22 protein-coding genes and 1 tRNA gene are annotated in these 25,925 nt (G+C 59.8%); 12 read left to right on the top strand and 11 right to left on the bottom strand.

The features are described 5' to 3' along the window. Positions 1-66 precede the first annotated feature (66 nt). Both aroG and ACJSDX_RS12965 read left to right on the top strand, forming a co-directional pair. The gene (gene aroG, locus ACJSDX_RS12970; protein ID WP_407995050.1) at positions 67-1,149 is read left to right on the top strand and encodes a 3-deoxy-7-phosphoheptulonate synthase AroG; all 1,083 of its coding nucleotides are present in this window, start codon (positions 67-69) and stop codon (positions 1,147-1,149) included. A gap of 48 nt (positions 1,150-1,197) precedes the next feature. Next, entirely contained in the window at positions 1,198-1,674 is a 477-nt protein-coding gene (locus ACJSDX_RS12965; RefSeq protein WP_407995049.1) for a GNAT family N-acetyltransferase, read from the top strand. Positions 1,675-1,746: 72 nt separating this feature from the next. Here ACJSDX_RS12965 and ACJSDX_RS12960 read toward each other — a convergent pair whose 3' ends face one another. From ACJSDX_RS12960 to ffh, 3 genes are all read right to left on the bottom strand, one after another. Then, complete coding sequence (locus ACJSDX_RS12960) at positions 1,747-3,192, bottom strand: DHA2 family efflux MFS transporter permease subunit (protein WP_407995048.1); 1,446 nt, start codon at positions 3,190-3,192, stop codon at positions 1,747-1,749. A 126-nt stretch (positions 3,193-3,318) separates the two neighbouring features. Next, positions 3,319-3,394 (bottom strand) — tRNA-Lys (locus ACJSDX_RS12955). A gap of 152 nt (positions 3,395-3,546) precedes the next feature. Further along, on the bottom strand, positions 3,547-4,899 hold the full coding sequence (ffh, locus tag ACJSDX_RS12950; RefSeq protein ID WP_407995047.1) for a signal recognition particle protein: 1,353 nt from the start codon (positions 4,897-4,899) through the stop codon (positions 3,547-3,549). A gap of 99 nt (positions 4,900-4,998) precedes the next feature. On the opposite strand from ffh, the gene ACJSDX_RS12945 reads away from it, so the two are divergent. Then, positions 4,999-5,808: a cytochrome C assembly family protein gene (locus ACJSDX_RS12945; protein ID WP_407995046.1), complete on the top strand. Its 810-nt coding sequence runs from the start codon at positions 4,999-5,001 to the stop codon at positions 5,806-5,808. 118 nt (positions 5,809-5,926) lie between these two features. Here the strand turns inward: ACJSDX_RS12945 and ACJSDX_RS12940 are convergent, their stop codons facing one another. Then, a complete protein-coding gene (locus ACJSDX_RS12940; RefSeq protein WP_407995045.1) occupies positions 5,927-6,589 on the bottom strand; it encodes a histidinol-phosphatase in 663 nt (220 codons plus the stop codon). A gap of 92 nt (positions 6,590-6,681) precedes the next feature. Here ACJSDX_RS12940 and ACJSDX_RS12935 point away from each other — a divergent pair, with 92 nt between their 5' ends. Continuing rightward, positions 6,682-7,350, top strand: a complete 669-nt coding sequence (locus ACJSDX_RS12935; protein WP_407995044.1) for an energy-coupling factor ABC transporter permease — start codon at positions 6,682-6,684, stop codon at positions 7,348-7,350. A 175-nt stretch (positions 7,351-7,525) separates the two neighbouring features. Here ACJSDX_RS12935 and rnk read toward each other — a convergent pair whose 3' ends face one another. Together rnk and ACJSDX_RS12925 are read right to left on the bottom strand one after the other, a co-directional pair. Then, complete coding sequence (rnk, locus tag ACJSDX_RS12930) at positions 7,526-7,942, bottom strand: nucleoside diphosphate kinase regulator (protein ID WP_407995043.1); 417 nt, start codon at positions 7,940-7,942, stop codon at positions 7,526-7,528. A gap of 54 nt (positions 7,943-7,996) precedes the next feature. Further along, positions 7,997-9,529 (bottom strand): 2-isopropylmalate synthase, encoded by a 1,533-nt coding sequence (locus ACJSDX_RS12925; protein ID WP_407995042.1) that lies wholly within the window; start codon positions 9,527-9,529, stop codon positions 7,997-7,999. A 406-nt stretch (positions 9,530-9,935) separates the two neighbouring features. Here ACJSDX_RS12925 and ACJSDX_RS12920 point away from each other — a divergent pair, with 406 nt between their 5' ends. Then, positions 9,936-11,201, top strand: coding sequence for a C13 family peptidase (locus tag ACJSDX_RS12920; protein ID WP_407995041.1), 1,266 nt, complete (start codon positions 9,936-9,938; stop codon positions 11,199-11,201). 18 nt (positions 11,202-11,219) lie between these two features. Here ACJSDX_RS12920 and pssA read toward each other — a convergent pair whose 3' ends face one another. Beyond that, entirely contained in the window at positions 11,220-12,035 is an 816-nt protein-coding gene (gene pssA, locus ACJSDX_RS12915; protein WP_309564424.1) for a CDP-diacylglycerol--serine O-phosphatidyltransferase, read from the bottom strand. A gap of 150 nt (positions 12,036-12,185) precedes the next feature. Between pssA and tgt the strand changes: the two genes are divergently transcribed. The 7 genes from tgt (at position 12,186) to clpA (ending at position 20,619) form a co-directional block, all read left to right on the top strand. After that, entirely contained in the window at positions 12,186-13,298 is a 1,113-nt protein-coding gene (gene tgt / locus ACJSDX_RS12910) for a tRNA guanosine(34) transglycosylase Tgt (RefSeq protein ID WP_407995040.1), read from the top strand. 88 nt (positions 13,299-13,386) lie between these two features. After that, a complete protein-coding gene (gene yajC / locus ACJSDX_RS12905) occupies positions 13,387-13,707 on the top strand; it encodes a preprotein translocase subunit YajC (RefSeq protein ID WP_407995039.1) in 321 nt (106 codons plus the stop codon). 66 nt (positions 13,708-13,773) lie between these two features. Then, the gene (secD, locus tag ACJSDX_RS12900) at positions 13,774-15,603 is read left to right on the top strand and encodes a protein translocase subunit SecD (RefSeq protein WP_407995038.1); all 1,830 of its coding nucleotides are present in this window, start codon (positions 13,774-13,776) and stop codon (positions 15,601-15,603) included. 36 nt (positions 15,604-15,639) lie between these two features. Then, complete coding sequence (gene secF / locus ACJSDX_RS12895; protein WP_309564420.1) at positions 15,640-16,575, top strand: protein translocase subunit SecF; 936 nt, start codon at positions 15,640-15,642, stop codon at positions 16,573-16,575. 46 nt (positions 16,576-16,621) lie between these two features. Continuing rightward, positions 16,622-17,884 carry an HlyC/CorC family transporter gene (locus ACJSDX_RS12890; RefSeq protein ID WP_407995037.1) on the top strand — a complete coding sequence of 421 codons (1,263 nt, stop codon included), beginning with the start codon at positions 16,622-16,624 and terminating at the stop codon, positions 17,882-17,884. A 108-nt stretch (positions 17,885-17,992) separates the two neighbouring features. Then, positions 17,993-18,304 carry an ATP-dependent Clp protease adapter ClpS gene (gene clpS, locus ACJSDX_RS12885; RefSeq protein ID WP_230343275.1) on the top strand — a complete coding sequence of 104 codons (312 nt, stop codon included), beginning with the start codon at positions 17,993-17,995 and terminating at the stop codon, positions 18,302-18,304. 20 nt (positions 18,305-18,324) lie between these two features. Further along, complete coding sequence (gene clpA / locus ACJSDX_RS12880; protein WP_309564418.1) at positions 18,325-20,619, top strand: ATP-dependent Clp protease ATP-binding subunit ClpA; 2,295 nt, start codon at positions 18,325-18,327, stop codon at positions 20,617-20,619. 93 nt (positions 20,620-20,712) lie between these two features. On the opposite strand, the gene ACJSDX_RS12875 is transcribed toward clpA, so the two are convergent. The 4 genes from ACJSDX_RS12875 to ACJSDX_RS12860 form a co-directional block, all read right to left on the bottom strand. Further along, positions 20,713-21,330, bottom strand: coding sequence for a glutathione S-transferase (locus ACJSDX_RS12875; protein WP_407995036.1), 618 nt, complete (start codon positions 21,328-21,330; stop codon positions 20,713-20,715). 1 nt (position 21,331) lies between these two features. Then, positions 21,332-22,345 (bottom strand): quinone-dependent dihydroorotate dehydrogenase, encoded by a 1,014-nt coding sequence (locus tag ACJSDX_RS12870; RefSeq protein ID WP_407995035.1) that lies wholly within the window; start codon positions 22,343-22,345, stop codon positions 21,332-21,334. 123 nt (positions 22,346-22,468) lie between these two features. Continuing rightward, positions 22,469-22,807 carry a P-II family nitrogen regulator gene (locus ACJSDX_RS12865; protein ID WP_309564415.1) on the bottom strand — a complete coding sequence of 113 codons (339 nt, stop codon included), beginning with the start codon at positions 22,805-22,807 and terminating at the stop codon, positions 22,469-22,471. A 16-nt stretch (positions 22,808-22,823) separates the two neighbouring features. Next, positions 22,824-25,925: an efflux RND transporter permease subunit gene (locus ACJSDX_RS12860; protein ID WP_309564414.1), complete on the bottom strand. Its 3,102-nt coding sequence runs from the start codon at positions 25,923-25,925 to the stop codon at positions 22,824-22,826.

Here is a 25,925-nt window from a genome sequence, read left to right as displayed (position 1 = left end):
TCAACTTTTTTACAATACCAATGCCGTGCCATGCCTGGTTACCCTCCGGGCGGCGGTGAAAAAAGAATGAGCCCATATCAAAAAATTGCGACTGACGATGTTCGCATCAAGGAAATCAAGGAGCTGAGATTACCGTCCGAGCTGCTTGAGGAGCTGCCCGCCAGTACCGCCATCACCGACAACATCGTGGCTACCCGCAGCGCCATTCATAAGATCCTGCACAGCGCCGACGACAGGCTGCTCGTCGTCATCGGCCCCTGCTCCATCCACGACTACGATGCCGGGCTGGAATACGCCCGCCGCCTGGTCGCCCTGCGCGCGCGCTTCGAGCACGAGCTGCTGCTCGTAATGCGGGTCTATTTCGAAAAGCCGCGCACCACAGTGGGCTGGAAGGGCCTGATCAACGACCCCTTCCTCGACGGCAGCTACCGCATCAACGAGGGCCTGGAACTGGCACGCCGCTTCCTGCTGGACGTCAACGCCCTCGGCATGCCTGCCGGCACCGAATTCCTCGACGTCATCACCCCGCAATACACCGCAGACCTGGTCAGCTGGGGAGCGATCGGCGCTCGTACGACCGAATCGCAAATCCACCGCGAACTGGCCTCGGGCCTTTCCTGCCCGGTGGGCTTCAAGAACGGCACGGACGGCAATATCCGCATCGCCGTCGACGCCATCAAGGCAGCGGCCAGCCCGCACCATTTCCTGTCCGTGACCAAGGAAGGCCGCTCCGCCATCATCTCGACCAGCGGCAACGAGGATTGCCACGTCATCCTGCGCGGCGGCAAAACACCGAACTACGATGCCGCCAGCGTGGAAGATGCCGCGCGCGAACTCGCCAATGCAGGGCTGGCCGCCAAGGTCATGATCGACTGCTCGCACGCCAACAGCCTCAAGCAGTATAAGCGCCAGATCGACGTCGTCGCCGACGTCACCAGCCAGATTGCCGGAGGGGACGACCGCATCGTCGGCCTGATGATAGAGTCGCACCTCAACGAGGGCCGGCAGGACTTGATCCCTGGTTGCCAGCTAGAATACGGCAAGTCGATCACCGACGGTTGCCTGGGCTGGGATGACTCCATCACTTTGCTCGATACCCTGGCCGAAAGCGTGCGCCAGCGCCGCAAGCGCCAGGAAGAAACCGAATAAGGCCGCGAACCGGGAACCGACATGCAGCGCGCAGCCTCATGGAGGCCGATGCATGCAAGCGACCTGCCAGCCGTCATGCGGATAGCCGCGCAGGTGCATCCCGGCTATCCAGAAGACCTGGCAATTTTCACTGAGCGCCAGCAGCTGTATCCTCAAGGTTGCTGGGTGCGGCAACAGACAGACCATATCTGCGGCTACCTGCTCAGCCATCCGTGGCAGCTCGGCATGCCTCCCGCCCTCAACAGCATGCTGCATGCGCTGCCCAGCCAGGCCACCACCTACTACCTGCACGATATTGCCCTGCTGCCGTCCTCACGCGGCTCGAATGCCGCTGGCGAGACTCTCGCGCAACTATATGCACAGGCCGCGCACGAACGCCTGGACAACCTCTCGCTCATTGCCGTCAACAGCTCCTCCCGCTTCTGGCAACGGCAATGCTTCCAGGCTGCCAATCATCTTGTCCCGGCAGCAAAACTGCAAAGTTACGATGACACCGCTAGCTACATGGTGCGTGCATTGGCTTGATTCAAACCTGCCCCAGCGGCAGGCATGAAAAAGCCCGGCTAGGCCGGGCCGTTTGCACGCGATATCCTATTTTTAATGAACTGGAGCCGATGCCGCCGATTGCGTGGATTTGGGCTCATGCATGAGCAGCAAGGCCAACCCTGCCCCGATTCCCGCAGCAGCCGCGCCCAGCAGGAAAGCAAGCTGGTAGCCGGCCAGTAACGCCGACGGCAAGGCATTACCCTGCGCCAGCCACTTTTGGCTCACCAAGGCGGCCAGGCTTGCCAATACAGCCAATCCCACCGCGCCGCCCATCATGAAGGCCGTATTCACCACGCCGGACGCTAGGCCGGAATCTTCGGGCGCCACATCATTCATCGCAGCCAGCAGCAACGGGTTGAAGGCGATGCCGCCGCCCAACCCCAGCAGCACCATGGAAGGGAATATATCCAGCCAGAACATGCCATCCAGCGGCGCACGGGCGAACCATCCCAGGCCGAGTGCAGCCAGCACCAATCCCAGCGTCAACGAAGCGCGAATCCCGATGCGCATCACCAGCCACGCGGACAAGCCGAGGGAAAACAAGGCCATCACCACATTGGCCGGCAGGAACGCCAACCCCACCTGCAAGGCGTCGTAGCCCAGCACGAACTGCATATACAGCGCCGACATGAAGAACCAGGCGAACAAGGCAGCCGCCCAGAGCACGGCTACCACGTTGGCAACCGACACATTGCGCTGCCGGAACAGGCTCAAGGGCATCAATGGCGCGGCCACGCGCAATTGCAAGCGGATAAACCATGCAAACAATAACCCGGCCAGGGCAAACAAGCCCAGGGTCTCGCCGGAAAGCCAGCCCGTCTCGTTGCCATTCACAATCGCATACACCGCCAGCATCATCGACGCCGTAATGCTCAACGCCCCGGCGACATCGAGCTTCTGCGGCCTCAACACGGCGCCATGCGCAGGCAGCAGCCGCAAACACAAGCCGTAGACCACGATCCCGATCGGCAGGTTGACGAGAAAAATCCAATGCCAGCTCAAGGTGCTCGTAAGCAATCCGCCCAACAACACCCCCAGGCTGCCGCCGCCCGCGCAGACAAAGCCGTAGACCCCCATCGCCTTGGCGCGCTCGCCCTGCTCGGTGAACAGATTCATGATCAACGACAACGCCCCCGCCGACACCACCGCCCCGCCGAGCCCCTGCACGGCGCGCGCCCAGACCAATTGCTGCTGCGTCGCGGCCATCCCACAAATCAGCGAAGCCAGCGTAAACGATGCAATCCCGATCAGGAACAAACGCCGCTGCCCAAAAAAATCCCCCAGCCGGCCGCCGAGCAGCAGAAAACCGCCAAAGGTGAGCATATAGGCGTTCACCACCCACACCAGCGAAGTTTCGCTGAACCCAAGGTCGGCCCGGATCGAAGGCAGCGCCACATTCACGATCGTGGTATCGAGCACGATCATGAGCACGCCGAAACACAAGACGATCAACGCCAGCCAGCGGTTATGGGTTTGTGCATGATGGCCTGTTTGCATAGCGCTAACCTCACAATTAAAAATACCAGGCCAAGCCTGGGAAGAAAAATTAATTTAAAATTAATTTGAAGATACGGCCTTGAAATGAAAAAAGGGCTAGCTAAAAAGCTAACCCTTTGATATTCCTGGTGGGCCGTGCGGGGCTCGAACCTGCGACAAACGGATTAAAAGTCCGCTGCTCTACCAACTGAGCTAACGGCCCTTGAGATGAGACTCTCATCTCGGAAAGCGCGCAATTATGAAGAAAAGCGCCGGTGGCGTCAATGCTGGATTGCAATTTCCTTTGCTTCAGCAACCCATCCCATCAAGCGATTTCGATGCAAGCCTATGTGCAGGAAAGAATTTCCCCGCGCATCACCTCATGCCGGGAAAACGGCCCTGCATTGCGCGCATGATCTTGCTCATGCCGCCCTTCGAGAACATTTTCATCATTTTCTGCACTTCCTCGAACTGGTTGAGCAGGCGGTTGACTTCCTGCACCTGCACCCCGGCGCCGGCGGCGATGCGGCGCTTGCGCGTGGCCTTGATGATATCCGGCTTGCGGCGCTCCAACGGAGTCATGGCATTGATGATGCCCTCGATGCGGCGCAAGGCCTTGTCGCCTGTCTCGCTATTGACTTGGCCCATCATGCCGGAAATCTGCGCGGGCATCTTGTCCATCAACGAGCCCATGCCGCCCATCTTGCGCATTTGCAGCATCTGCGCCTTGAAGTCTTCAAGGTCGAAATTCTTGCCGGACTTGACCTTGTCGGCCAGCTTCTTGGCTTCGTCCAGGTCCACGTTCTTCTGTGCCTGCTCGATCAGCGAAAGCACGTCGCCCATGCCCAGCACGCGCGACGCCATGCGCTCAGGATGGAATAACTCGATGCCATCAACCTTTTCGCTCACGCCGATGTACTTGATCGGCTTGCCGGTGACATGGCGCACGGACAATGCCGCGCCGCCTCGGGCATCGCCGTCGAGCTTGGTGAGCACCACGCCGGTCAAGGGCAGGGTTTCTCCGAATGCGCGTGCGGTGTTGACCGCATCCTGACCTTGCATGGCATCGACCACGAACAGAGTCTCGATCGGGTTGAGCAACTCATGCAGCTGCTTGATTTCCGCCATCATGGCTTCGTCGATGCCCAGGCGGCCCGCGGTATCGAAGATCAGCACGTCATAGAAATGCCGCTTGGCGAAGTCGAGGGCCTGCGCGGCGATATCCGCAGGCTTTTGCGTCGCATTGGAATCGAAATAGTCCACTTCCAGGCTCTTGGCCAGGGTTTTCAACTGCTCGATCGCGGCAGGCCGGTAGACGTCGGCGCTGGCCAGCAGCACTTTCTTTTTCTCGGCCTTCAGCAGCCGCGCCAGCTTGGCTGAGGTGGTGGTCTTGCCGGAGCCCTGCAAGCCTGCCATAAGGACGATGGCGGGAGGATTGGTGGCAAGATTGAGGCCGACGTTCTGCTCGCCCATGAGGCGGGTGAGCTCTTCGTGCACGACCTGGATCACGGCCTGGCCCGGAGACAGGCTTTGCAGCACTTCGCGGCCTACCGCGCGCTCCTTCACCTGGCTGACGAAATCCTTGACCACCGGCAAGGCCACATCGGCCTCCAGCAATGCCATGCGCACTTCGCGCATGGCGTCGGTGATGTTCTCTTCCGTGAGGCGGGCGTGCCCGCGTAGGGTTTTGACGACTTGCTGTAATCTGCTGCTGAGGTTTTCGAACATGATGGATACCAGTGGCGGCCGCCGTGGATTAACGCGTGCGTCAGGCGGCTGCATGTTATAGTGTTGTGAATATATGAATTCTAACCCAAGTCATCCCGTATGATTGCGTTTCTACCCGTTATTACCGCATTGATTTACCTGTTGGTGGCCGTCAACTACTGGCGCCAGACCAAGACCAGCGACGCATCGGCCCCTTCCAAGCAGAATTGGCAGTCCGGCCTGATCGCCGTCGGGCTGGTGCTGCACGCGCTCTCGCTTTATTGCCACTTGTTCTCGCAAGGACTCAACCTGAGCTTTACCAATGCGCTGTCCACCATCCTCTGGCTCACCGTGCTTATTTACTGGATCACCAATATCAAGCACCACCTGCATAGCCTGCAGGCGTTCGTGCTGCCGCCAGCGGCCTTTTTCGTATTGCTGCAGGCATGGCAGCCCGAATCGCACGTGATCCCCTACGCCGACCAGCCCTTGTTCGTGGCCCACCTGGTGATTGCGATGCTGGCCTACAGCCTGCTGACCTTTGCCGCGCTGCATGCCTTGCTGATGACGGCCGCTGAACGCAAGCTGCACCAGAAATCGAGCTGGCTCAAGCTGCCCGACTTCCCGCCGCTCATGACGATGGAAACCCTGCTGTTCCGCATCATTACGCTGGGATTCATCCTGCTGACGCTGACCCTGATCAGCGGCATGATGTTCTCGGAGCTGTTGTTCGACCAGCCGTTCCAGTTCAACCACAAGAACGTGTTCACCATTCTCTCGTGGCTGATCTTCGGCGGGCTGCTGTTTGGCCGCTACCGCTACGGCTGGCGCGGACGCACCGCGGTGCGCTGGACCTTGAGCGGATTTGTCGTGCTATTGCTGGCTTATGCCGGCAGCAAGTTCGTGCTGGAAGTCCTGCTGCACCGCTAAGAGCGGCGAACAAAACATTCCTGACGTTGCGTTGCCCGGCCGTACTACTTGGACTGCCTGCGGCAGAGCGCCTAGCCAGGATCACTGAGTTTTGTTAGCCGCCCTATGCAGATAGATATCAACGCAGGCTGATGACGGGCCACCCCGCTTCTTCCGCATATGCCTTGAGCGTAGGGTCCGGGTCTACCGCGACGGGCTTGTCCACCAGCTTCATCAATGGCAGGTCGTTGTGGGAATCGCTGTAGAACCAGGCAGCTTCAAAGTCGCTTAACGATTGGCCGCGCTCGGCCAGCCACTCGTTGAGCCGCGTGATCTTGCCGGCCTGGAAGCTCGGGGTTCCCGTCACCTTGCCGGTAAATTCGCCATCCACTTCCTCAGGCGTGGTGCCAATCAGGTTGTCGATGCCGAACTCATGCGCAATCGGGGTTGTCACAAAACTGTTGGTCGCGGTGATGATCATGAGCAGGTCGCCATTCTGGCGGTGCTTCTCCACCAATGCGCGTGCCTTGTCGGTGATCATGGGGCGGATTTTCTGCGCCATGTATTCGCGGTGCAAGGCGTCCAGCTCGCTGCGTGGACGTTCGCTCAGGGGCTTGAGCTGGAAATCCAGGAAGGCGTAGATATCAAGCCGGCCGGCTTTGTAATCCTCATAAAAGGCAATATTCTTGGCCAAGTGCTCCTGCTCGTCGAGCAAGCCCTTGCTGATGAGGAACTGGCCCCACTGGAAATCGCTGTCGCCAGCCAGTAGCGTGTTATCGAGGTCAAACAATGCGAGCTGCAAAATGTTTCTCCGTCTACGGCAAAAATTGTTAGAGTTTAGCTTATGATCCTGAAGTATGCGACCATCCCCGTGCCGCAAGGCGATCCAAGGCAATGAACCTGCCTGACTACCTGGTTCCGGCCGCCTGGCAATGGGTTGCCAATGCAGTGGCGCTAGCCCTGCTTGCCTATGCCGTCATCAAGTCTCCCTGGAAGCATTTGAGCGACCCGGCATTGCAGCATGTGTTCCTCGGCTCCATCGTGGCATTGATGGTGATTTGGAGCGTCAAGGCGGGCATACGCCCCGGCCTCAACATCCATCTGCTGGGCGTCACGGCCTTGTGCCTGATGTTCCGCTGGCAACTTGCGCTGATCGCGCTGGCGTTGATCCTTGTCAGCGTCACTGCATTCGGCATGGCGGGATGGCAAACGCTGGGCATCAATTTCCTCATCATGGCGGTGATCCCGGTAGCCTTCAGCTACAACCTGTTCCGCCTGGTGGACAGCAAACTGCCCAACCACCTGATCATCTACATCTTCGCCTGCGGCTTTCTTTGCGCGGGGCTCACCATCAGCCTGTGCGGCTTGAGCGCGGTGCTGATGCTGAGCGGCATGCAGGCCTACCCGCCCGACTACCTGTTCAGCAACTACCTGCCCTATTTCATCCTGATCGCCTGGTCGGAAGCTTTTCTCACCGGCATGGCGGTCACGCTGATGACGGCGTTCCGCCCGCATTGGCTGGCTACTTTCAGCGACAAGCGCTATCTCAAGACCAAGCATTGACGGCTTAGCTGTGCCGCAACACGCATGGCAAGATAAGTCGAGCCCCAGATGTAATACAGCCCGAATAATAAAATGTTGCGAGAGAAACGCACACATTGTCCCTTCCGGACTTTTACCGGCTTTGCAGCAATAAAAAAGGCGCCCAGGAGGCGCCTTGCTTAACCACTTAAATTGTTTACAAGTGAAAATCGCCAGCAGCCTCGGGCTGGTAATCAATCTTCAATATCCTGTACTGGCGCACGCCTCCCGGCATGGCCCAGTCGATCACGTCGCCGACCCGGTATCCCAGAATGGCGGTGCCCAACGGCGCCACTACAGAAATGCGGTTGGCCGAAGCGTCCGCATCGGCGGGGAACACCAGCGTGCAGTGCATCTCGTGCCCATTCGCCTCGTCGCGCAGCAGCACGCGCGAATTCATGGTCACCACATCCGCGCCGACCTGCTCGGAGGCCACTTCTTCGCTGCGCGCCAGTTCATCTTCGAGGCGGGTAAGGTTGCCTGCCTCGGGGAAGCCGTTCTTGCGCAGTTGCTCAATCATGGAAAACAGCCGGTCCATATCAAAACTTGTTACCTGGATTGCACCTTGCAACATGGGGATTCCTTTACTTTTACCTGATGATATTCGATCGTTAAATGAATGAATGCACTATACCTGCGGATGTGCCCGCTCGGCATTCGCATGCAGTTTATTGAGGGCGTTCAGGTAGGCCTTGGCCGAGGCGATCACGATATCCGTATCCGCCCCCTGGCCGTTGACGATGCGCCCGCCCTTGGACAATCGCACCGTCACCTCGCCCTGCGCATCGGTGCCGCTGGTGATGTTGTTGACGGAATACAGCAGCAGCTCGGCGCCGCTGCTGACAATCTTCTCGATGGCCTTGAACGCCGCATCGACAGGGCCGCCGCCAGTAGCGTCCGCACGGCGCTCGACGCCGTTCTCCGCCACGGTCACCTCCGCATGCGGGACTTCGCCCGTCTGCGACGCCACATGTAGGTAGCTCAGCTTGAAACTTTCCTCGTTGACCACGTTATCGCTGACCAGGGCCTGGATATCCTCGTCGAATATCTCGGACTTCTTGTCCGCCAACTCCTTGAAGCGCGCGAATGCCGCATTGAGCGCATCCTCGCTTTCCAGGGTGATGCCCAGCTCGGTGAGACGGGTGCGGAAAGCATTGCGCCCGGACAACTTGCCCAGCGTCAGCTTGTTGGCGCCCCAGCCCACATCTTCCGCACGCATGATCTCGTAAGTCTCGCGGTGCTTGAGCACGCCGTCCTGGTGGATGCCGGACTCATGGGCGAACGCGTTCGCGCCGACGACAGCCTTGTTGGGCTGCACCGGATAGCCGGTGATCGTCGATACCAGCTTGGATGTCGTCACGATCTGCGTGGTATCGATGGTGGTATCGAGCTGGAACACGTCGCGGCGGGTCTTCACCGCCATCACCACTTCCTCCAGGCTGGCATTGCCCGCCCGTTCGCCCAGGCCGTTGATGGTGCACTCCACCTGCCGCGCGCCGGCCAGCACGGCAGACAGCGAGTTCGCCACCGCCATGCCGAGGTCGTTGTGGCAGTGGGTCGACCACACCACCTTGTCGGAGTCCTTCACGCGCGCAATCAGTTGCGCCATGCGCTCGCCCCATTGCTGCGGCACGGAGTAGCCCACGGTGTCAGGCACGTTGATGGTCTTGGCGCCTGCCGCGATTACGGCGTCGAACACCTGCACCAGGAAATCGATGTCGGACCGCACGGCATCCTCGGCAGAGAACTCGACGTCGTCGGTATATTCCAACGCCCACTTCACTGCCTGCACGGCACGCTCCAGCACCTGCTCAGGCGTCATGCGCAGCTTGTTCTGCATATGGATCGGGCTGGTCGCGATAAAAGTATGGATGCGGCGCTTCCTGGCCGGGCTGATCGCCTCTCCCGCGCGGCGGATGTCGTTCTCGTTGGCGCGCGCGAGCGAACAGACGGTGGACTCGGTAATCACTTCGGCAATGGCGCGGATGGCATCGAAGTCCCCGGGGCTCGCCGCTGCAAAACCGGCCTCGATCACATTCACGCCCAGCTTTTCCAGTTGACGGCCGATGCGCAGCTTCTCTTCCTTGGTCATGGCCGCGCCAGGGCTTTGCTCGCCGTCGCGCAGGGTGGTATCAAAAATGATGAGCTGGTTCTGTGTCATGGCCTGAAATTCCATCAACGTTTGGGTTTATGAGCGGAAGCGTCTCAGTAGGTATGGCTAAAGCTGGGCAGGAGCAATACTAGCGCGGGCTGCGCAGCATCAGGCTCGCCGGGGCCAAGAAAGCCCGAGCAAGGGGGAAATCCGGATTGTGCCTGAAGTTCTGCATAGGTGATTGAATATAATTCTTTTCCTCCCGCAAGGCAAGCCGAAGCCCTGGCATGCCTGCGGATTCAAGCCGGCAACTTGGCGCGTGGGCGAATTTGAGGCACGATGGCGGACATTAACCCGCAATCGCTTACAGGCCAGCATGTCCCATACCACATTTCCATTACGCACCTTTTTCCTACGTGGGCTGAAAAGCGCATTTTTCCAGCGAGTGAATGTTGAAGGACTGCGGATCAGCCCATTGCAGCTACTATTGATGCTGGCGATTACCACTGCCGGCAGCATCCTGATGGGACGGCTGGTGATCATCGGCCAGGCGGAATTCTTTCCCAAGGCGTTGCTCTGGGGCTGGCTGGTCGTGCTGCTGTTGCTATGGCTGTGCTGGTACCTCAGCGACCACGCGCGCACGCACGGCCTGCAGGTGCAGGCCGCCGCATTGTTTGCCATCGGCACCGCGCAGGCGTTCGTGCTGGATATCCTCAGCACCTTGGTCTATGTCGGCCTAATCCAGCCGCAAGGCCTGGATGGATCCGCCTGGCACTGGGCACTGTATATCGCCACTACCACCTGGGCGGCGCTGGCCTTCTGGCTGCTGCTGACACGCAGCACGCAAGTGCCGGGCAGGCTCATCTTGCTGACCGGGATATTCGCGTTTGGCGCGCCGCTGATCGTGCATTTTTCACAAGCTCCCATGTACTGGCTGCCCTATGAAGAGGACGGCGCCGGTGCGGACAACAGCCTGCAGCTGACCCAGGAAAAGTTGGAAACCCAACTGCAGCTCGCCAGCAAGCAACGTGCAGCCGTCAAGCCTGAGCGGCCAGGCGTTGTCGACCTGTTCAGCGTCAGCTATGCGCCTTATGGCGACGACGAGGTATTCCTGCGCGAGAGCAGCATGGTCAATGCCGTCATCGAGGAGCGCTTCGATGCCGCAGGTCATATGCAGGAGCTCGTCAACCACCCTGCCACCCTGGAAAGCCTGCCATGGGCCAGCCTCGAAAACCTGGAGCGCGCCATTAACCGCGCCGCAGACCTCATGAATACCGAGGAAGACGTGCTGCTGATCTACCTTACCTCGCATGGCGCGCAGAACGGAGAACTCGCCGCCTCGCTCTGGCCGTTGGAAATGGACATGCTCACCCCGCAGGCCCTCAACCTGTGGTTGGACAAGGCAGGCGTCAAGTACCGCGTCATCGTGGTATCGGCGTGCTATTCCGGCAGCTGGATAGCGCCGTTGCAGAACGAGAACACCCTGATCATGACCGCAGCCGACGCCACCCATACCTCATTCGGCTGCGGCAGCGGCTCGGAGTTGACCTTCTTCGGCCGCGCCTTGTTCGACGAAGCCTTGCGTAACACCTATTCATTCGAAGAGGCTTTCCAGCATGCCCTGCCTGTCATCCGCAAGCGCGAACAGCAAGCAGGCAAGACGGATGGCCCTTCCAACCCGCAAATCCATGTCGGTGAAAAAATAAAGCCCGTGCTGCAAGCACTGCAGCACGGGCGTTGAGCCAGCGAAAACTTGGTTTTATTGACCGGGAGGAACTGACTGGTCGGCAGCGGCGGGCTTTGGCTTGCGCTTGCCCCATAGCCAGAGGATATATCCTGAGACCCCATAGGCCAGGAACACGGCGAACAACACTTCCGGCGGACTGTAGGATATCAGCACGAACGCCAGCACGATCAGCAGGATCACGACGAACGGCACGCTACGGCGCAGGTTGATGTCCTTGCCGCTGTAGTAGCGCAGGTCGCTCACCATGGATAGCCCGGCAAACAGGGTGATGAACCATGCCACCCACTGCATCTTGACGGCATCAAAAAACACCTCCGTGCCGCTCACGTGGTTTTCATACGACACCCAGACCAGCCCGGCAAGCAGGGCAGCCGCCGCAGGGCTGGGCAGACCCTGGAAATAGCGCTTGTCGCTTTCGTCCAGCTTGGTGTTGAAGCGCGCAAGGCGCAAGGCCGCACCGGCGCAATAGATGAAAGCCGCGATCCATCCGAGCTTGCCCAGCGGTTTCAGCGCCCAGACATACATCACCAATGCCGGCGCGACGCCGAACGACACCATGTCGGACAGGCTGTCGTACTCGGCGCCGAACGCGCTTTGCGTATTGGTCATGCGCGCCACCCGGCCATCGAGGCCGTCCAGGACCATGGCAATGAAAATCGCCACGGCGGAATGCTCAAAGTTGCCGTTCATCGCCTGCACAATCGCATAGAACCCGGCAAAAAGCGCCGCGGTGGTGAACAGGTTGGGCAACAGATAAATGCTGCGCTCGCGCAGGCCGGCCTCCATGAAGGAGCGGTGGCGGTGTGGACGGTTGGGAATGTCAGCCATTCAAGCATTTCCTCATTGAACGATCGTGCAGGATATCTGCACGCAAAACTGCGCACAGTATAGCAAGCACATGGTCATCATGCGCGCGCTCGATACCATATAAAGCGTCAGTCCATGGTAGTATCGCGGCTTGAATTTTGGCTAAGCATCATGGAATTTACCCTTATCAAGCAAGACGGTGCCGCGCGGCGCGGCACCGTCAGCCTCGCGCACGGCGATGTGCAAACCCCGGCCTTCATGCCGGTCGGCACTTACGGCTCCGTCAAGTCGCTGTCCCCGGTCGAGGTGCGCGACACCGGCGCGCATATCCTGCTCGGCAACACCTTCCATCTCTGGCTGCGCCCCGGGCTGGAAGTCATCGGCGAATTCGGCGGCCTGCACCAGTTCATGGGCTGGGACGGCCCCATCCTCACCGACTCGGGCGGCTTCCAGGTTTGGAGCCTGGGTGACCTGCGCAAGATCACCGAGGAAGGCGTGCGCTTCCGCTCCCCCATCAATGGCGACAGCTGTTTTCTCACGCCTGAAGAGTCCATGCGCATTCAAAAAGTGCTGAACTCGGACATTGTCATGATCTTCGACGAGTGCACGCCCTATCCCGCGACGCATATCGAAGCGCGCGACTCCATGCGCCTCAGCCTGCGCTGGGCCGCGCGCAGCAAGGCCGCGCACCAGGGCAACCCGAACGCGCTGTTCGGCATCATCCAGGGCGGCATGTACGAAGACCTGCGCGACGAATCGCTGGCCGGGCTCGCCGAGATCGGCTTCGACGGCTATGCGATCGGCGGCCTCTCGGTAGGCGAACCCAAGGAAGACATGCTGCGCATCCTCGCTCACACCGCGCCGCAAATGCCGCAGGACAGGCCGCGCTACCTCATGGGCGTGGGCACGCCGGAAGACCTGGTCGCCGCCGTAGCGCACGGCGTGGATATGTTCGACTGCGTGATGCCGACCCGCAACGCGCGCAACGGCTGGCTGTTCACGCGCCATGGCGACATCAAGCTCAAGAACGCGCGACATCGGAAGGATACGCGACCGCTGGACGAGGACTGCAGTTGCTATACCTGCCGCCACTTCAGCCGCGCCTACCTGCACCACCTGCACCGCAGCGGCGAGATCCTCGGCGCACGCCTCAACACCATCCACAACCTGCATTACTACCAGGAATTGATGGCCGGAATGCGCCAGGCCATTGAGCAAGGCCGGTTTGCCGCTTTCGCTAGCGAGTTCAGGCAAGGGCGGCAGAAATTGCAGCAAGCAGCATAATCCAGCGCATATGCCACAATATGTTAGAATTTTGGGCTAATATTTTGCGCTTCAAGTATTTCTACCCATTGAAAAGAAAGGTTTACCCGTGTTAATCGCTTCTGCGTACGCTGCTGATGCAGCCCAGGCCGCTCCAGACTGGATGAGCTTCCTTCCCTTGATCGTTATCTTCGTGCTGTTCTGGTTCATGCTGATCCGCCCGCAAATGAAACAGGCCAAGGAACAACGCAAACTGATCGAAGCCCTGCAAAAAGGCGACGAAGTGACCACCAGCTCCGGCATCGTCGGCCGCATCACCAAGGTAGGCGAAGGCTACGTCAGCCTGGAAATCGCGCCGGAAACCGTGATTACCGTACAAAAGCACACTGTGCAAACCCTGTTGCCCAAGGGCACCATCAAGTCCCTGTAACATAGCCGCTATATACTTGACTCACGATCTTTAACATCACTGAAACACTGAAATGCGAGCCGCTTCATGAACCGCTACCCTTTATGGAAGTACCTGATGGTGCTGGTTGTCGTCCTGGTAGGCCTGCTTTATGCAGCCCCTAACCTGTTCGGCGAATCCCCGGCCGTGCAAATCACCGCAGCCAAGGCCAATACCAAGGTGGATGCAGCGCTGCTGGAAAACACGGAAAACATCCTGAAGCAGGAGAACATCCCGTTTGAAGCGTTGTTCCTCGACGTCACCGGCGTCAAGGTTCGCTTCCCCAGCACCGACATCCAGCTGCAGGCCAAGGACGCGCTCCAGGCGCGGCTGGGCAAGGATTACGTGATTGCGCTCAACCTGCTTTCACGCTCCCCCGAATGGCTGCGCAGCATAGGCGCCCGCCCGATGTATCTGGGCCTGGACCTGCGCGGCGGCGTGCACTTCCTGCTGCAGGTGGACATGAAGGCGGCGCTCGACCAGGCGGCGGAACGCTATGTCGGCGATTTCCGCAGCGCATTGCGCACCGCCCGGCTCAGCTATCTCGGTGTTTCCCGTGATGGCCAAGCCGTCAATGTCCGCTTCAAGGACATGGCGGAACTCAACAAGGCGCAACGCGCCCTGGAAAAAGATTATCCCGACCTCGCCTTCCGCACTTCCGACCGCGGCGAAGACAAAGTCCTGACCGCCGTATTGAGCGAGCCAGCGAAAAAGCGCATCCAGGAATTCGCCATCAAGCAGAACATCCAAACCCTGCACAACCGTATCAACGAATTGGGCGTTGCCGAGCCCGTGATCCAACAGCAAGGCATTGACCGTGTCGTCGTGCAACTGCCAGGCGTACAGGATACTGCCAAGGCCAAGGAAATCCTCGGCCGTACCGCCACGCTGGAAATCCGCATGGTGGACGAGGACAAGAGCAACGCCGTGACCCTGGAAAACGCCTCCAAGGGCCAAGTGCCGTTCGGTACCGAGTTCTACACCGACCGTAACGGCATCCCCATGCTGGTCAAGAAAAACGTGGTGCTGACCGGCGACTACATCACCGATGCCGGCCCGGGCATGGACCAGCAAGGCGGCGGCGCAGTGGTGCACGTCACCCTGGACGGCCGCGGCGCGCGCATCTTCAAGCAGGCCACGCGTGAAAACGTCGGCAAGCGCATGGCGATCCTGCTGATCGAGAAAGGCCAGGCGGAGGTGATTACCGCCCCCGTGATCCGCGAGGAAATCGGCGGCGGACGCGTACAGATTTCCGGCATGGCGAATACGCAGGAAGCCACTGACGTCGCCCTGCTGCTGCGCGCCGGCGCACTGGCCGCCCCGATGGAGATCATCGAGGAGCGTACCGTCGGCCCCAGCATGGGCGAAGCCAATATCGAGCGCGGCATGCATTCCACCCTGTGGGGCTTTGTGGCGATCTCCGTATTCATGATTGTCTACTACATGCTATTCGGCACGGTTTCCGTGCTGGCGCTGAGCATCAACCTGCTGTTGCTCGTTGCCTTGCTCTCCATGCTGCAAGCCACGCTTACATTGCCCGGCATCGCGGCGGTCGCGCTGACCCTGGGTATGGCGATCGACGCCAACGTGCTGATCAACGAACGTATCCGCGAGGAACTGCGCAACGGCAACACGCCGCAGGCTTCCATCCATGCGGGCTATGAACGTGCGTTCGGCACCATCCTCGATGCCAATGTCACCACCATGATCGCGGGCCTGGCGCTGTTCATGTTCGGCACCGGCCCGGTCAAGGGCTTTGCCGTCGTGCACGTGCTGGGCATCCTGACTTCGATGTTCTCGGCAGTGCTGGTTTCCCGTGCGGTCATCAACCTGATCTACGGCTATCGCCGCAAGATCAGCAAGCTGTCCATCGGCTAACTATCGATCAACAGGTAAAACACTAGAGTAAACATCATGGAATTTTTCAGAATCAAAAAAGATATACCGTTCATGAGCTATGGCCGTCTCACGACGACCATCTCGCTCGTGACCTTCCTGTTGTCGGTATTCTTCCTGGCCACCAAGGGCCTGCACCTGGGCGTGGACTTCACCGGCGGCACGATGATGGAGGTCAGCTACCCGCAAGCGGCCAACCTCGACAGCATCCGCAAGTCGGTCGACGAGATCGGCCTCAAGGATGCCACCGTGCAGAATTTCGGTACCAGTCAGGACGTATTGATCCGCCTGCCGATCAAGCCCGGCCTGTCGACCGCGCAGCTTTCCGAAAAAGTGCTGGCGGCGCTTTCCGCCGACAATCCGGAGGTCAAGCTGCATCGCGTCGAGTTCGTCGGCCCGCAAGTCGGCCAGGAACTGTACGACAAGGGCGCGCTGGCGATGCTGTTCGTCTGCGTCGGCATCATGGCCTACCTGGCCATGCGTTTCGAATGGCGCTTTGCCGTGGCGGCCGTGATCGCCAATATGCACGACGTCATCATCATCCTCGGCTTCTTTGCCTTCTTTCAGTGGGAATTCAACCTCACGGTGCTCGCCGCGGTGCTCGCCGTGCTGGGCTACTCCGTGAACGAGTCCGTGGTGGTGTTCGACCGGGTGCGCGAGAACTTCCGCAAGATGCGCAAGGCCAGCGTGCCTGAGGTGATCAACAATGCGATCACCCGCACCATGTCGCGCACCATCATCACCCACTTTTCGACCGAGCTCATGGTGCTGTCGATGCTGTTCTTCGGCGGCGAGGTGCTGCATAACTTCGCCCTGGCCCTCACCATCGGCATCCTATTCGGTATTTACTCCTCGGTACTAGTGGCCAGCCCGATCGCCATGTACCTTGGCGTATCGCGCGAGAACCTGATCGGCGGCGAAAGGAAACCCGAGGCGGAAGAAGCCCTGCCTTGACAAAGCCGGCGCTTCGCGCCGAAACTAGCGGTATCTCATTCCCCGATTGATACCGTTGGACAGTTCCTTACTATGGCAGCTGGGCATTCTTGCCCTGCTGCTATTCGCCTCCGCTTTTTTCTCCATGGCCGAAACCAGCCTGTTGATGCTCAACCGGCACCGGCTCACCATCCTCGCCAAAGAAGGTTTACGCAGCGCCGAATTTGCCACCAGGCTGCTCAACGAGCGCGAGCAGTTTCTCGGCGCCATCCTGCTGGGCAATACCCTGGCCAATGCCGCAGCTGCAACGCTTGCTGCCTTCATCAGCATCCGCCTGTTCAACCTCGGCGAGCTGCTGATGCCGGTTTCCACCGTGCTCATTACCTTTGCCATCCTGGTCTTCAGCGAAATCACGCCCAAGGTCATCGCCTCCCGGCATGCCGAGCCTCTCGCCCTGTCGTTCAGCTATGTATTGCTGCCGTTGGTCAAGGCCGGCTACCCGTTGATATGGCTGGCCAACCTGTGCGCCAACAGCCTGCTGCGCCTGCTGGGCATGAAAGTCAGCTTCACCGAGAGCAACCATACCACCAGCATAGAGGAACTGCGCAGCATCTTCAGCGAAACCACCAGCCCGATCCCGCAAAAACACCGCGAGGTATTGCTGAACCTGCTGGATCTGGAGCAGACCACCGTCGATGAAATCATGACCGTGCACACGCAGCTTGAGATCATCGATTTCGAGGCGCCGATGGAGGAAATCCTCGCCCAGATTACCGAGAGCCAGCATTCGCGGCTGCCGGTGCGCAAAGGGCCGAACGAGGAAATCATCGGCATGCTGCGCATCCGGGACATCATGAGCGTCCTGCGCACCAAGGCCCTCAGCCAGCAACTGCTGGGCCAGCATATGGAAGCGCCCTACTTCATCCCCTCCGGCACGCCGGTCTACACCCAGATGCAGGAATTCAAGCAATGCCAGCAGCGCATTGCGCTGGTCGTGGACGAATATGGTGAACTCAAGGGCCTGGTCACGCTCGAAGACATCATCAAGGCGATTATCGGCGATTTTGAGAACGTATCGGCGGAGCAGCTGGCGTACCGCAAGGAAGACAGGGGCAGTTGGCTCGTCGATGCGAGCAACAGCCTGCGCGACATCAACAAAAAACTGGGCATCGACCTGCCGGTCGACGGCCCGCGCACGCTCAACGGGCTTATTGTCGAACATTTCGAGGATATCCCGGAGCCTGGTATCGGGCTCAAAATTGGTGACTACAAGCTGGAAATCCTCAAAACCCAGGATCGCGCTGTAAAAACTGTAAGAATTCATCCGTAATAGTCATTACATGGCAAAAATCTTGCATGTAAAACTATGCAGCCGGTAATAACCCTACTCAATTCAGACTTGAAAATTTCTGCATTCGGCTCAAAATAGATCAAACGTATGGCTAGCATCAAACATCAGGACAATATCGTTGAGAAGGTAGGCAACGCAAAAACCAAGCCTCCCTCGATGTACAAAGTCATTCTGCTGAATGATGACTACACGCCCATGGAATTCGTGGTGGATGTCATGCAGCGCTTTTTTCAGAAAAACCGTGAACAAGCGACGCAAATCATGCTCCAAGTACATACCGAGGGCGCGGGCGTATGCGGCGTGTATCCGCACGGCATCGCCGAGACCAAGGTCAACCAAGTCATTAGTTATGCCCGTGAGCACCAGCACCCGCTGCAATGCACCATGGAAGAAGCCTGAAGAAAGCTGAGGAAGCTTAGATGATCGCGCAAGAACTTGAAGTATCCCTACACATGGCATTCATGGATGCCCGGCAGAAACGCCACGAGCTCATCACCGTGGAGCACCTGCTGCTGGCCATGATCGACAACCCGACTGCGGCGGACGTGTTGCGCTCATGCGGGGCCAACCTTGACAATCTGCGCACCGAGCTCAACAACTATATCGAAGAGCATACGCCTACGGTGGAAGGCAACGAGGAAGTCGACACCCAGCCGACGCTGGGCTTCCAGCGCGTGATCCAACGCGCCATCCTGCATGTGCAGTCTTCCGGCAAGAAGGAAGTCACCGGCGCCAACGTGCTGGTCGCCATCTATGGCGAAAAGGATTCCCATGCGGTCTTCTTCCTGCACCAGCAGGGTATCACGCGCCTGGACGTGGTCAACTATATTTCCCATGGCGTCGCCAAGGTCACCGACGGCAGCAACGCCAAGCGCCCTGAAACCGAGCAGGAAGCCGAAACCGAGGCCTCCCCGTCCAGCGCGCTGGAAAATTACACCCAGAACCTCAACCAGCAGGTGCTGGCAGGCAAGATAGACCCCTTGATCGGCCGCGCCCAGGAACTGGAGCGCGTGATCCAGACCTTGTGCCGCCGCCGCAAGAACAACCCGCTATTGGTCGGCGAGGCCGGCGTCGGCAAGACCGCCATCGCAGAGGGCCTGGCACGCCGCATTGTGGAAGGCAACGTGCCGGAAGTGCTCGAGAACGCCGTGATCTACTCGCTGGACATGGGCGCCTTGCTGGCAGGCACCAAATACCGCGGCGACTTCGAGCAGCGGCTCAAGGCAGTGATGAAGAAGCTGGCTGATCAGCCTGACTCCATCCTGTTCATCGACGAAATCCATACCCTGATCGGCGCGGGCGCTGCCAGCGGCGGCACGCTGGATGCGTCCAACCTGTTGAAGCCGGCGCTTTCCAACGGCTCGCTCAAATGCATAGGCGCGACCACCTACCAGGAATTCCGCGGCATCTTCGAGAAGGACCATGCCTTGTCGCGCCGTTTCCAGAAGGTCGACGTGGTCGAGCCCAGCGTTTCCGAAACCGTGGAAATCCTCAAGGGCCTCAAGTCGCGCTTCGAGAAGCACCACAGCGTGAAATACACCGCCTCTGCCCTGAACACGGCTGCCGAGTTGTCCGCACGCTACATCAACGACCGTCACCTGCCCGACAAGGCCATCGACGTGATTGACGAAGCTGGCGCGGCGCAGCGCATCCTGCCGAAATCCAAGCAGAAGAAGGTGATCGGCAACAAGGAAATCGAGGACATCATCGCCAAGGTGGCGCGCATTCCGCCCAAGAACATCTCCAGCGACGACCGCAACGCGCTGAAGACGCTGGAGCGCGACCTCAAGGCCACCGTCTTCGGCCAGGACAAGGCCATCGAGGCGTTGTCCGCCGCGATCAAGATGGCGCGCAGCGGCCTCGGCAGCCTCAACAAGCCGATCGGCTCCTTCCTGTTCTCCGGCCCTACCGGCGTCGGCAAGACCGAAGTGGCCAAGCAGCTCGCCTATACCCTGGGCGTGGAACTGATCCGCTTCGACATGTCGGAATACATGGAGCGCCATGCCGTGTCGCGCCTGATCGGCGCGCCTCCAGGCTATGTCGGCTTTGAGCAGGGCGGCCTGTTGACGGAAGCCATCAACAAGACGCCATATTGCGTATTGCTGCTGGATGAAATCGAGAAGGCGCACCCGGACATCTTCAATATCCTGCTGCAGGTGATGGATCACGGCACGCTGACCGACAACAACGGCCGCAAAGCGGACTTCCGCAACGTGACCATCATCATGACCACCAATGCAGGCGCGGAAGCGATCAGCAAGACCAGCATCGGCTTCACTCTGGGCAGCAACACCGGCGACGAGATGGGCGACATCAAACGCCTGTTCAGCCCCGAGTTCCGCAACCGCCTGGACGCGATCGTCTCGTTCGCCCCGCTCTCGGAAGAGATTATCGTGCGCGTGGTCGACAAGTTCCTCATGCAGCTTGAGGACCAATTGCACGAGAAGAAAGTGGAAGCCACGTTCAGCGATGCGCTCAAGGCCTATCTGGGCAAGAAGGGCTTCGACCCGCTCATGGGCGCCCGCCCGATGTCGCGCCTGATCCAGGACACCATCCGCCGTGCCTTGGCGGACGAGTTGCTGTTCGGCAAGCTGTCCAATGGCGGCCATGTGCATGTGGATATCGACAAGGACGACAACATCAAGCTCAGCTTTAACGAGTCGAGCAAGCCCAAGGACAACAAACCGGCTTTGGAAGCTGATGTCACTGGCTGATGGTAAATATTGATGTCAAAAAAAAACGCCGCAGAAATGCGGCGTTTTTATTTGCATGTCTAACTTTAGATTTTCACTTGGAATGTCCAGCTTCTAACCGGCATAAACCGGATATTTCTGCATGACGGCGGCAAAGCGTGCACTTGCCAGCCACGCCTGCAACCAGGCTTGCAGCCGGGGATAAGGCGCGGCCTCGAACCAGGACTGATCCACCATGGAAAACTGGCGCACGAACGGGAATATCGCCACATCCGCCAAGCCCGCATGGGCTCCCAGTAAATAGGGCCGCTGCTGTAAGCGCGACTCCAATTGCTGCAGGAACGCTTCGCCCTGCGCACGATACGCCTCGGGCGGCTGTTCGGGAAAACGAATCGCGTATTTATAGCGGTCCAACGCGCGTTTGAACGGGCCGTCGTTCTCGGCAATCAAGCTTTCCGCCTGCGCCAGCAGGGCCGGGCTGCCGAGCCAGTCCTCAGGGTCATGCCGTTGCAGCGCCCAGCGCATGATATCCAGGCTTTCATCGATTACGGAACCGTCAGGCAATACCAGCACCGGCACCGTGCCCTTGGGCGACACTTGCAACATATGCGCAGGCTTGGCCTTGAGCGCTATCTCGCGAATGTCCACCGCGATGCCGGCATAATGCAATGCCATGCGGGCGCGCATGGCATAGGGGCAACGCCGGTAGGAATACAGGACGGGCTGCGCCACCTCAACCCAGCTTGCGGCAGATTTCGTCAACCAGTACCGGGCCGCGATAGACCAAGCCGCTGTAGACCTGCACCAGGCTGGCGCCTGCCGCGATTTTCTCTTCGGCGTCCTCGCCGCTGAGAATCCCGCCCACGCCGATGATCGGCAATGCGCCAGCAAGATGGTCGGAAAGGGATCGGATCACCGCAGTGGAGCGATCGCGCACCGGGGCGCCGGACAAGCCGCCCGCCTCTTCCGCATGCGGCAGGCCCTGCACCGCATCGCGCGCCAGGGTGGTGTTGGTGGCGATCACGCCGTCGAACCGGTATTCCATCAGCAATGCGGCAATATCGGCGATCTGCGCCTCGTCCAGGTCAGGCGCGATCTTAAGCGCGATCGGAACATATCTGCCATGCCGGTCGGCCAGAACCTGCTGCTCAAGCTTCAAGGCATGCAGCAACTGGCCCAAGGCCTCTTTCTCCTGCAGGGCGCGCAGGTTCTTGGTATTGGGCGAGGAGATGTTGACCGTGACGTAATGCGCGTGGGCGTACACCTTGCGCAGGCAATGCAGGTAATCGTCGACCGCCCTTTCGTTCGGCGTGTCGAAATTCTTACCGATATTGATGCCCAGCACGCCCTTGTACCTGGCGGCAGCCACGTTTCTCAACAAGGCGTCCACCCCGAGGTTGTTGAAGCCGAAACGGTTGATCACCCCCTGCGCCTCGGGAAGGCGAAACATGCGCGGCTTGGGATTGCCAGGCTGGGGACGCGGCGTGATCGTGCCGATCTCGATAAAGCCGAACCCGAGCCCGGCCAGCGCATCGATATAGGCGCCGTTCTTGTCCAGCCCCGCCGCAAGGCCGACCGGGTTGGGGAAATTGATTCCCATCGCCTGGCGCTGCTTGCACTTGGAGGGCCGGGGGTAAAGGTTCAGCAGCCCGGAGCGTTCCAGCCGCTTCAGGTTCTTGAGGGTAAAGTCGTGGGCGCGTTCCGCATCCAGGCGGAACAACCAGGGTTTAGCAATGGAATAAAGCATGGGGGGATTCTACCGGAAAACCCACACCAGCTCACTGGCTATGACGCCGAAGATCATGCGAATCGATGCCAATAAAAAAGGCGCCTTCAAGGCGCCTTTGCGAAGCATCGTCAGATGCGCATTTCAGCAATCCAGCACCAACACCTGTTCGGAAAGCCGGATCATGCGCTCTACGGCGGCAGTGACCCACACGATGCCGTCACCCACCTGGCCGGTATGCCCGACCTCGACGAGGACTTGCAATATGCCTTCCACCAGTTCATCCGGACAGACGATCTCGATGCGCACCTTGGGACTGTAATCCGTGAGTTCCTCCCGGATGCCGAGCGTAGGGCGCGCCACATGATGGCCGCACCCTTCCACCTTGCTCACCGTCATGCCCGGGAAACCTTTGATATTGCGCAGCCCGGAGCGGATCTTGGGCAGGCGCTGCGGCGGGATAATGGCTTTGATCTCTTTCATGTTCGGCTCCTTGTCATCATGCTTCTACGCGCTGTTCTTCAAACTTGCGATATAGCGTCGGCACCACGACCAGCGTCAGCAGGGTGGAAGTAATCAATCCCCCGATGACCACGATCGCCAGCGGACGTTGGATTTCCGAGCCAGGACCCGTAGCGAAGAGGAAGGGCACCAAGGCCAGCATCGCCACCGTTGCCGTCATCATCACCGGCCGGAAACGCTGCGTGCACCCCTTGAGGATAGCCTCGTTCTGGCTCAGACCCTCGTCCCGCAGGCTGCGGATATAGGACACCAGCACCACGCCGTTGAGCACGGCGATCCCCCACAGCGCAATGAAGCCGACCGAGGCAGGCACCGAGAGGTATTCCCCGGTCAGGAACAGGGCGATGATGCCGCCAATCGACGCGAACGGCAGCACCATGATGATCATGGTGGCATAACGCACCGAATTGAACAGCAGGAACAACAGGAAGAAGATCGCCCCTATCGTCACCGGAATGATCACCATGAGGTGCCCCATCGCGCGCTCCATGTTCTGGAACTGGCCGCCGAACTCGAGATAGTACCCCTCGGGCAGCTTGAGCTTCTGCGTCAGCACCTGCTGCAACTCGGCCACGAACCCGCCCAGGTCGCGGTCCTTGACGTTGATGCCGACCACCACGCGGCGCTTGGCCAGCTCGCGGCTGATCTGCGCCGGGCCGTCGCGCACCTCGATTTTCGCGAGGTCGCGCAAGGCCACGCGCGAACCGTTGGGCGAGGTGATGAGGATATTGCTGATCGCCTCGATATTGCCGCGGAAGTTCTCAGGGTAACGCACCGCCGCGCTGAAACGACGCTGCCCTTCGTAGATTTCCGTCGCCACCTTGCCGCCGATCGCGGTCTCGATCACGTCGTGCACGTCCGAGGCATTGATGCCATGGCGCGCGATCGCATGCCGGTCCACGGTGATGTTCAGGTATTGCTGGCCGGAAACCTTCTCCACCTTGATTTCCGTGGCGCCGCGCACGCCGCCGGCAATCCGGGAAATCTCGTCCGCCTTGGCCTTGAGCAGGGTCATGTCCTCGCCGAACACTTTCACAGCCACGTCGGCCCGCACGCCGGTCAGCAGTTCGTCCACGCGGTCGGAAATCGGCTGCGCCATGACAATCTGCACCCCTGGCAGGGACTGCTCCAGCACCTCTCGCATTTTTTCCGCGATATCGTCCTGGGTCCAGCCATCCGGCCATTCTTCACGCGGCTTGAGGCTGATGATCGGCGTCGACTCGTTCTGCGCCTGCGGGTCGGCCGGGCTCTCGCCACGGCCTACGCCGGACACCGCAGATTTCACGCCCGGCACCTTTTCCATGATCAGCCGCATCGCGTCGCTTTCCATCTTGGTCGATTCCTCGAGCGAGATGTTGGGCACGCGGTTGATCCCCGGCACGATGGAGCCCTCCTTCATTTCCGGGATAAAGGAAGTGCCGAGGAACGGCACCAGCAGGATGGTGCCGATGAACAGGGCGGTGGCGGCAATGATGGTGGTCTTGTCGTGCGCCAATGCCCAGTTCAGCATCTTCAGGTAGGGCCGCTTGATCGCCTGGATCAGGCGCGTATCCTCGCCGCTGCCGCCCTTTAGGATGTAGGAGCACAGCACCGGGGACAATGTCAGCGAAATCACCAGCGAAATGAACAGCGCGATCGCAATCGTCAACGCCAACGGCGCGAACATCTTGCCTTCCATGCCCTGCAGCGTCATCAACGGCAGGAACACCAGGATGATCACGCCGACGCCGAACAGTACCGGCGTTCCCACCTCGGCGGCGGCTTCCAGCACCACGCGCACCTTGCTTTCGCCGGGACGGTGCCCGAGGTGGTGGAATGCGTTCTCGACCACCACGACCGAGCCGTCGACCATCAGGCCGATCGCGATCGCCAGGCCGCCCAGCGACATGAGGTTGGCCGAGATGCCGTAATAGTTCATCGCCATGAAGGTGATCAGCGGCGTGAGAATCAGCGTGCTCACCACGATCAGGCTGGAACGCACATCGCCGAGGAACAGGAACAGGATGATGATGACGAGGATGATGCCCTCGATCAGCACCTTGGTCACCGTGTGCAGGGCGGAATCCACCAGCTCGCTGCGGTCGTAGTAAGGCACGATCTGCAATCCGCCGGGCAGCATGCCCTGCTCGTTGATCTCCTTGACCCTGGCCTTGACGCGGCTGACCACTTCCTTGGCGTTGCCGCCGCGCATCATGATGACGATGCCGCCGACGGATTCGGTATAGCCGTTCTTGACCACGGTGCCCACGCGCACCTCATGCCCGATCTGCACTTCCGCCACGTCGCGCATGTAGACCGGGACCCCGTTCTGTTCCTTGAGCACGATATTGCGGATATCGTCGAGATTCTCGATCAGGCCCACGCCGCGGATCAGATATTGCTCCGCATACTGCGGCAACACCCCGCCGCCGCTGTTGGCGTTGTTGCGCGCCAGGGCCATGTAAATGTCTTGCAGCTTCAGGCCGTAGTGGCTCATGCGGTCCGGATTGACCAGGGCTTGGTATTGCTTGACGTAACCGCCCTGGGAATTGATTTCCGCAATGCCCGGGATGCCGCGCAGCAACGGGCGCACTACCCAGTCCTGGATGGAGCGGCGCTCGGTCAGCTCCTCGCGCGACAACGGCTTTTCGCCGTCGGTCGGCTTTTCCAGGGTGAATTGATAGACCTCGCCCAAGCCGGTCGCCACCGGGCCGAGGATGGGCGTCACGCCTTCCGGCATGCGGTCCATCACCTCCATCAGGCGCTCCATCACCAGTTGGCGGGCAAAATACACATCCGTCTTGTCGGTAAACACCAGCGTGATCAACGACAAGCCATTGCGGTTCATCGAGCGCATTTCCTCCAGGCCCGGCAGGCCTGTCATGGCGATTTCCAGCGGTACGGCAATGAAGCGCTCCACCTCTTCCGGGGAGCGGCCCGTAGCCTGGGTGGCGATCAGGACCTGGACGTTGGTGACGTCGGGAAACGCATCGACGGAAAGTTTCTTCAGGGCAAAGGCCCCGGCGGCCATCAAGGCCAGCGCCACGACCACGACGATCAGGCGCTGCTTGAGGGCAGCTCTAATGAGGGATTCGATCAT

The sequence above is a fragment of the Methylobacillus draconifructus genome, assembly GCF_045984355.1.
In the GTDB taxonomy this organism is placed as follows: domain Bacteria; phylum Pseudomonadota; class Gammaproteobacteria; order Burkholderiales; family Methylophilaceae; genus Methylobacillus; species Methylobacillus flagellatus_A.
This window is presented reverse-complemented; position numbering and strand designations above follow the sequence as displayed.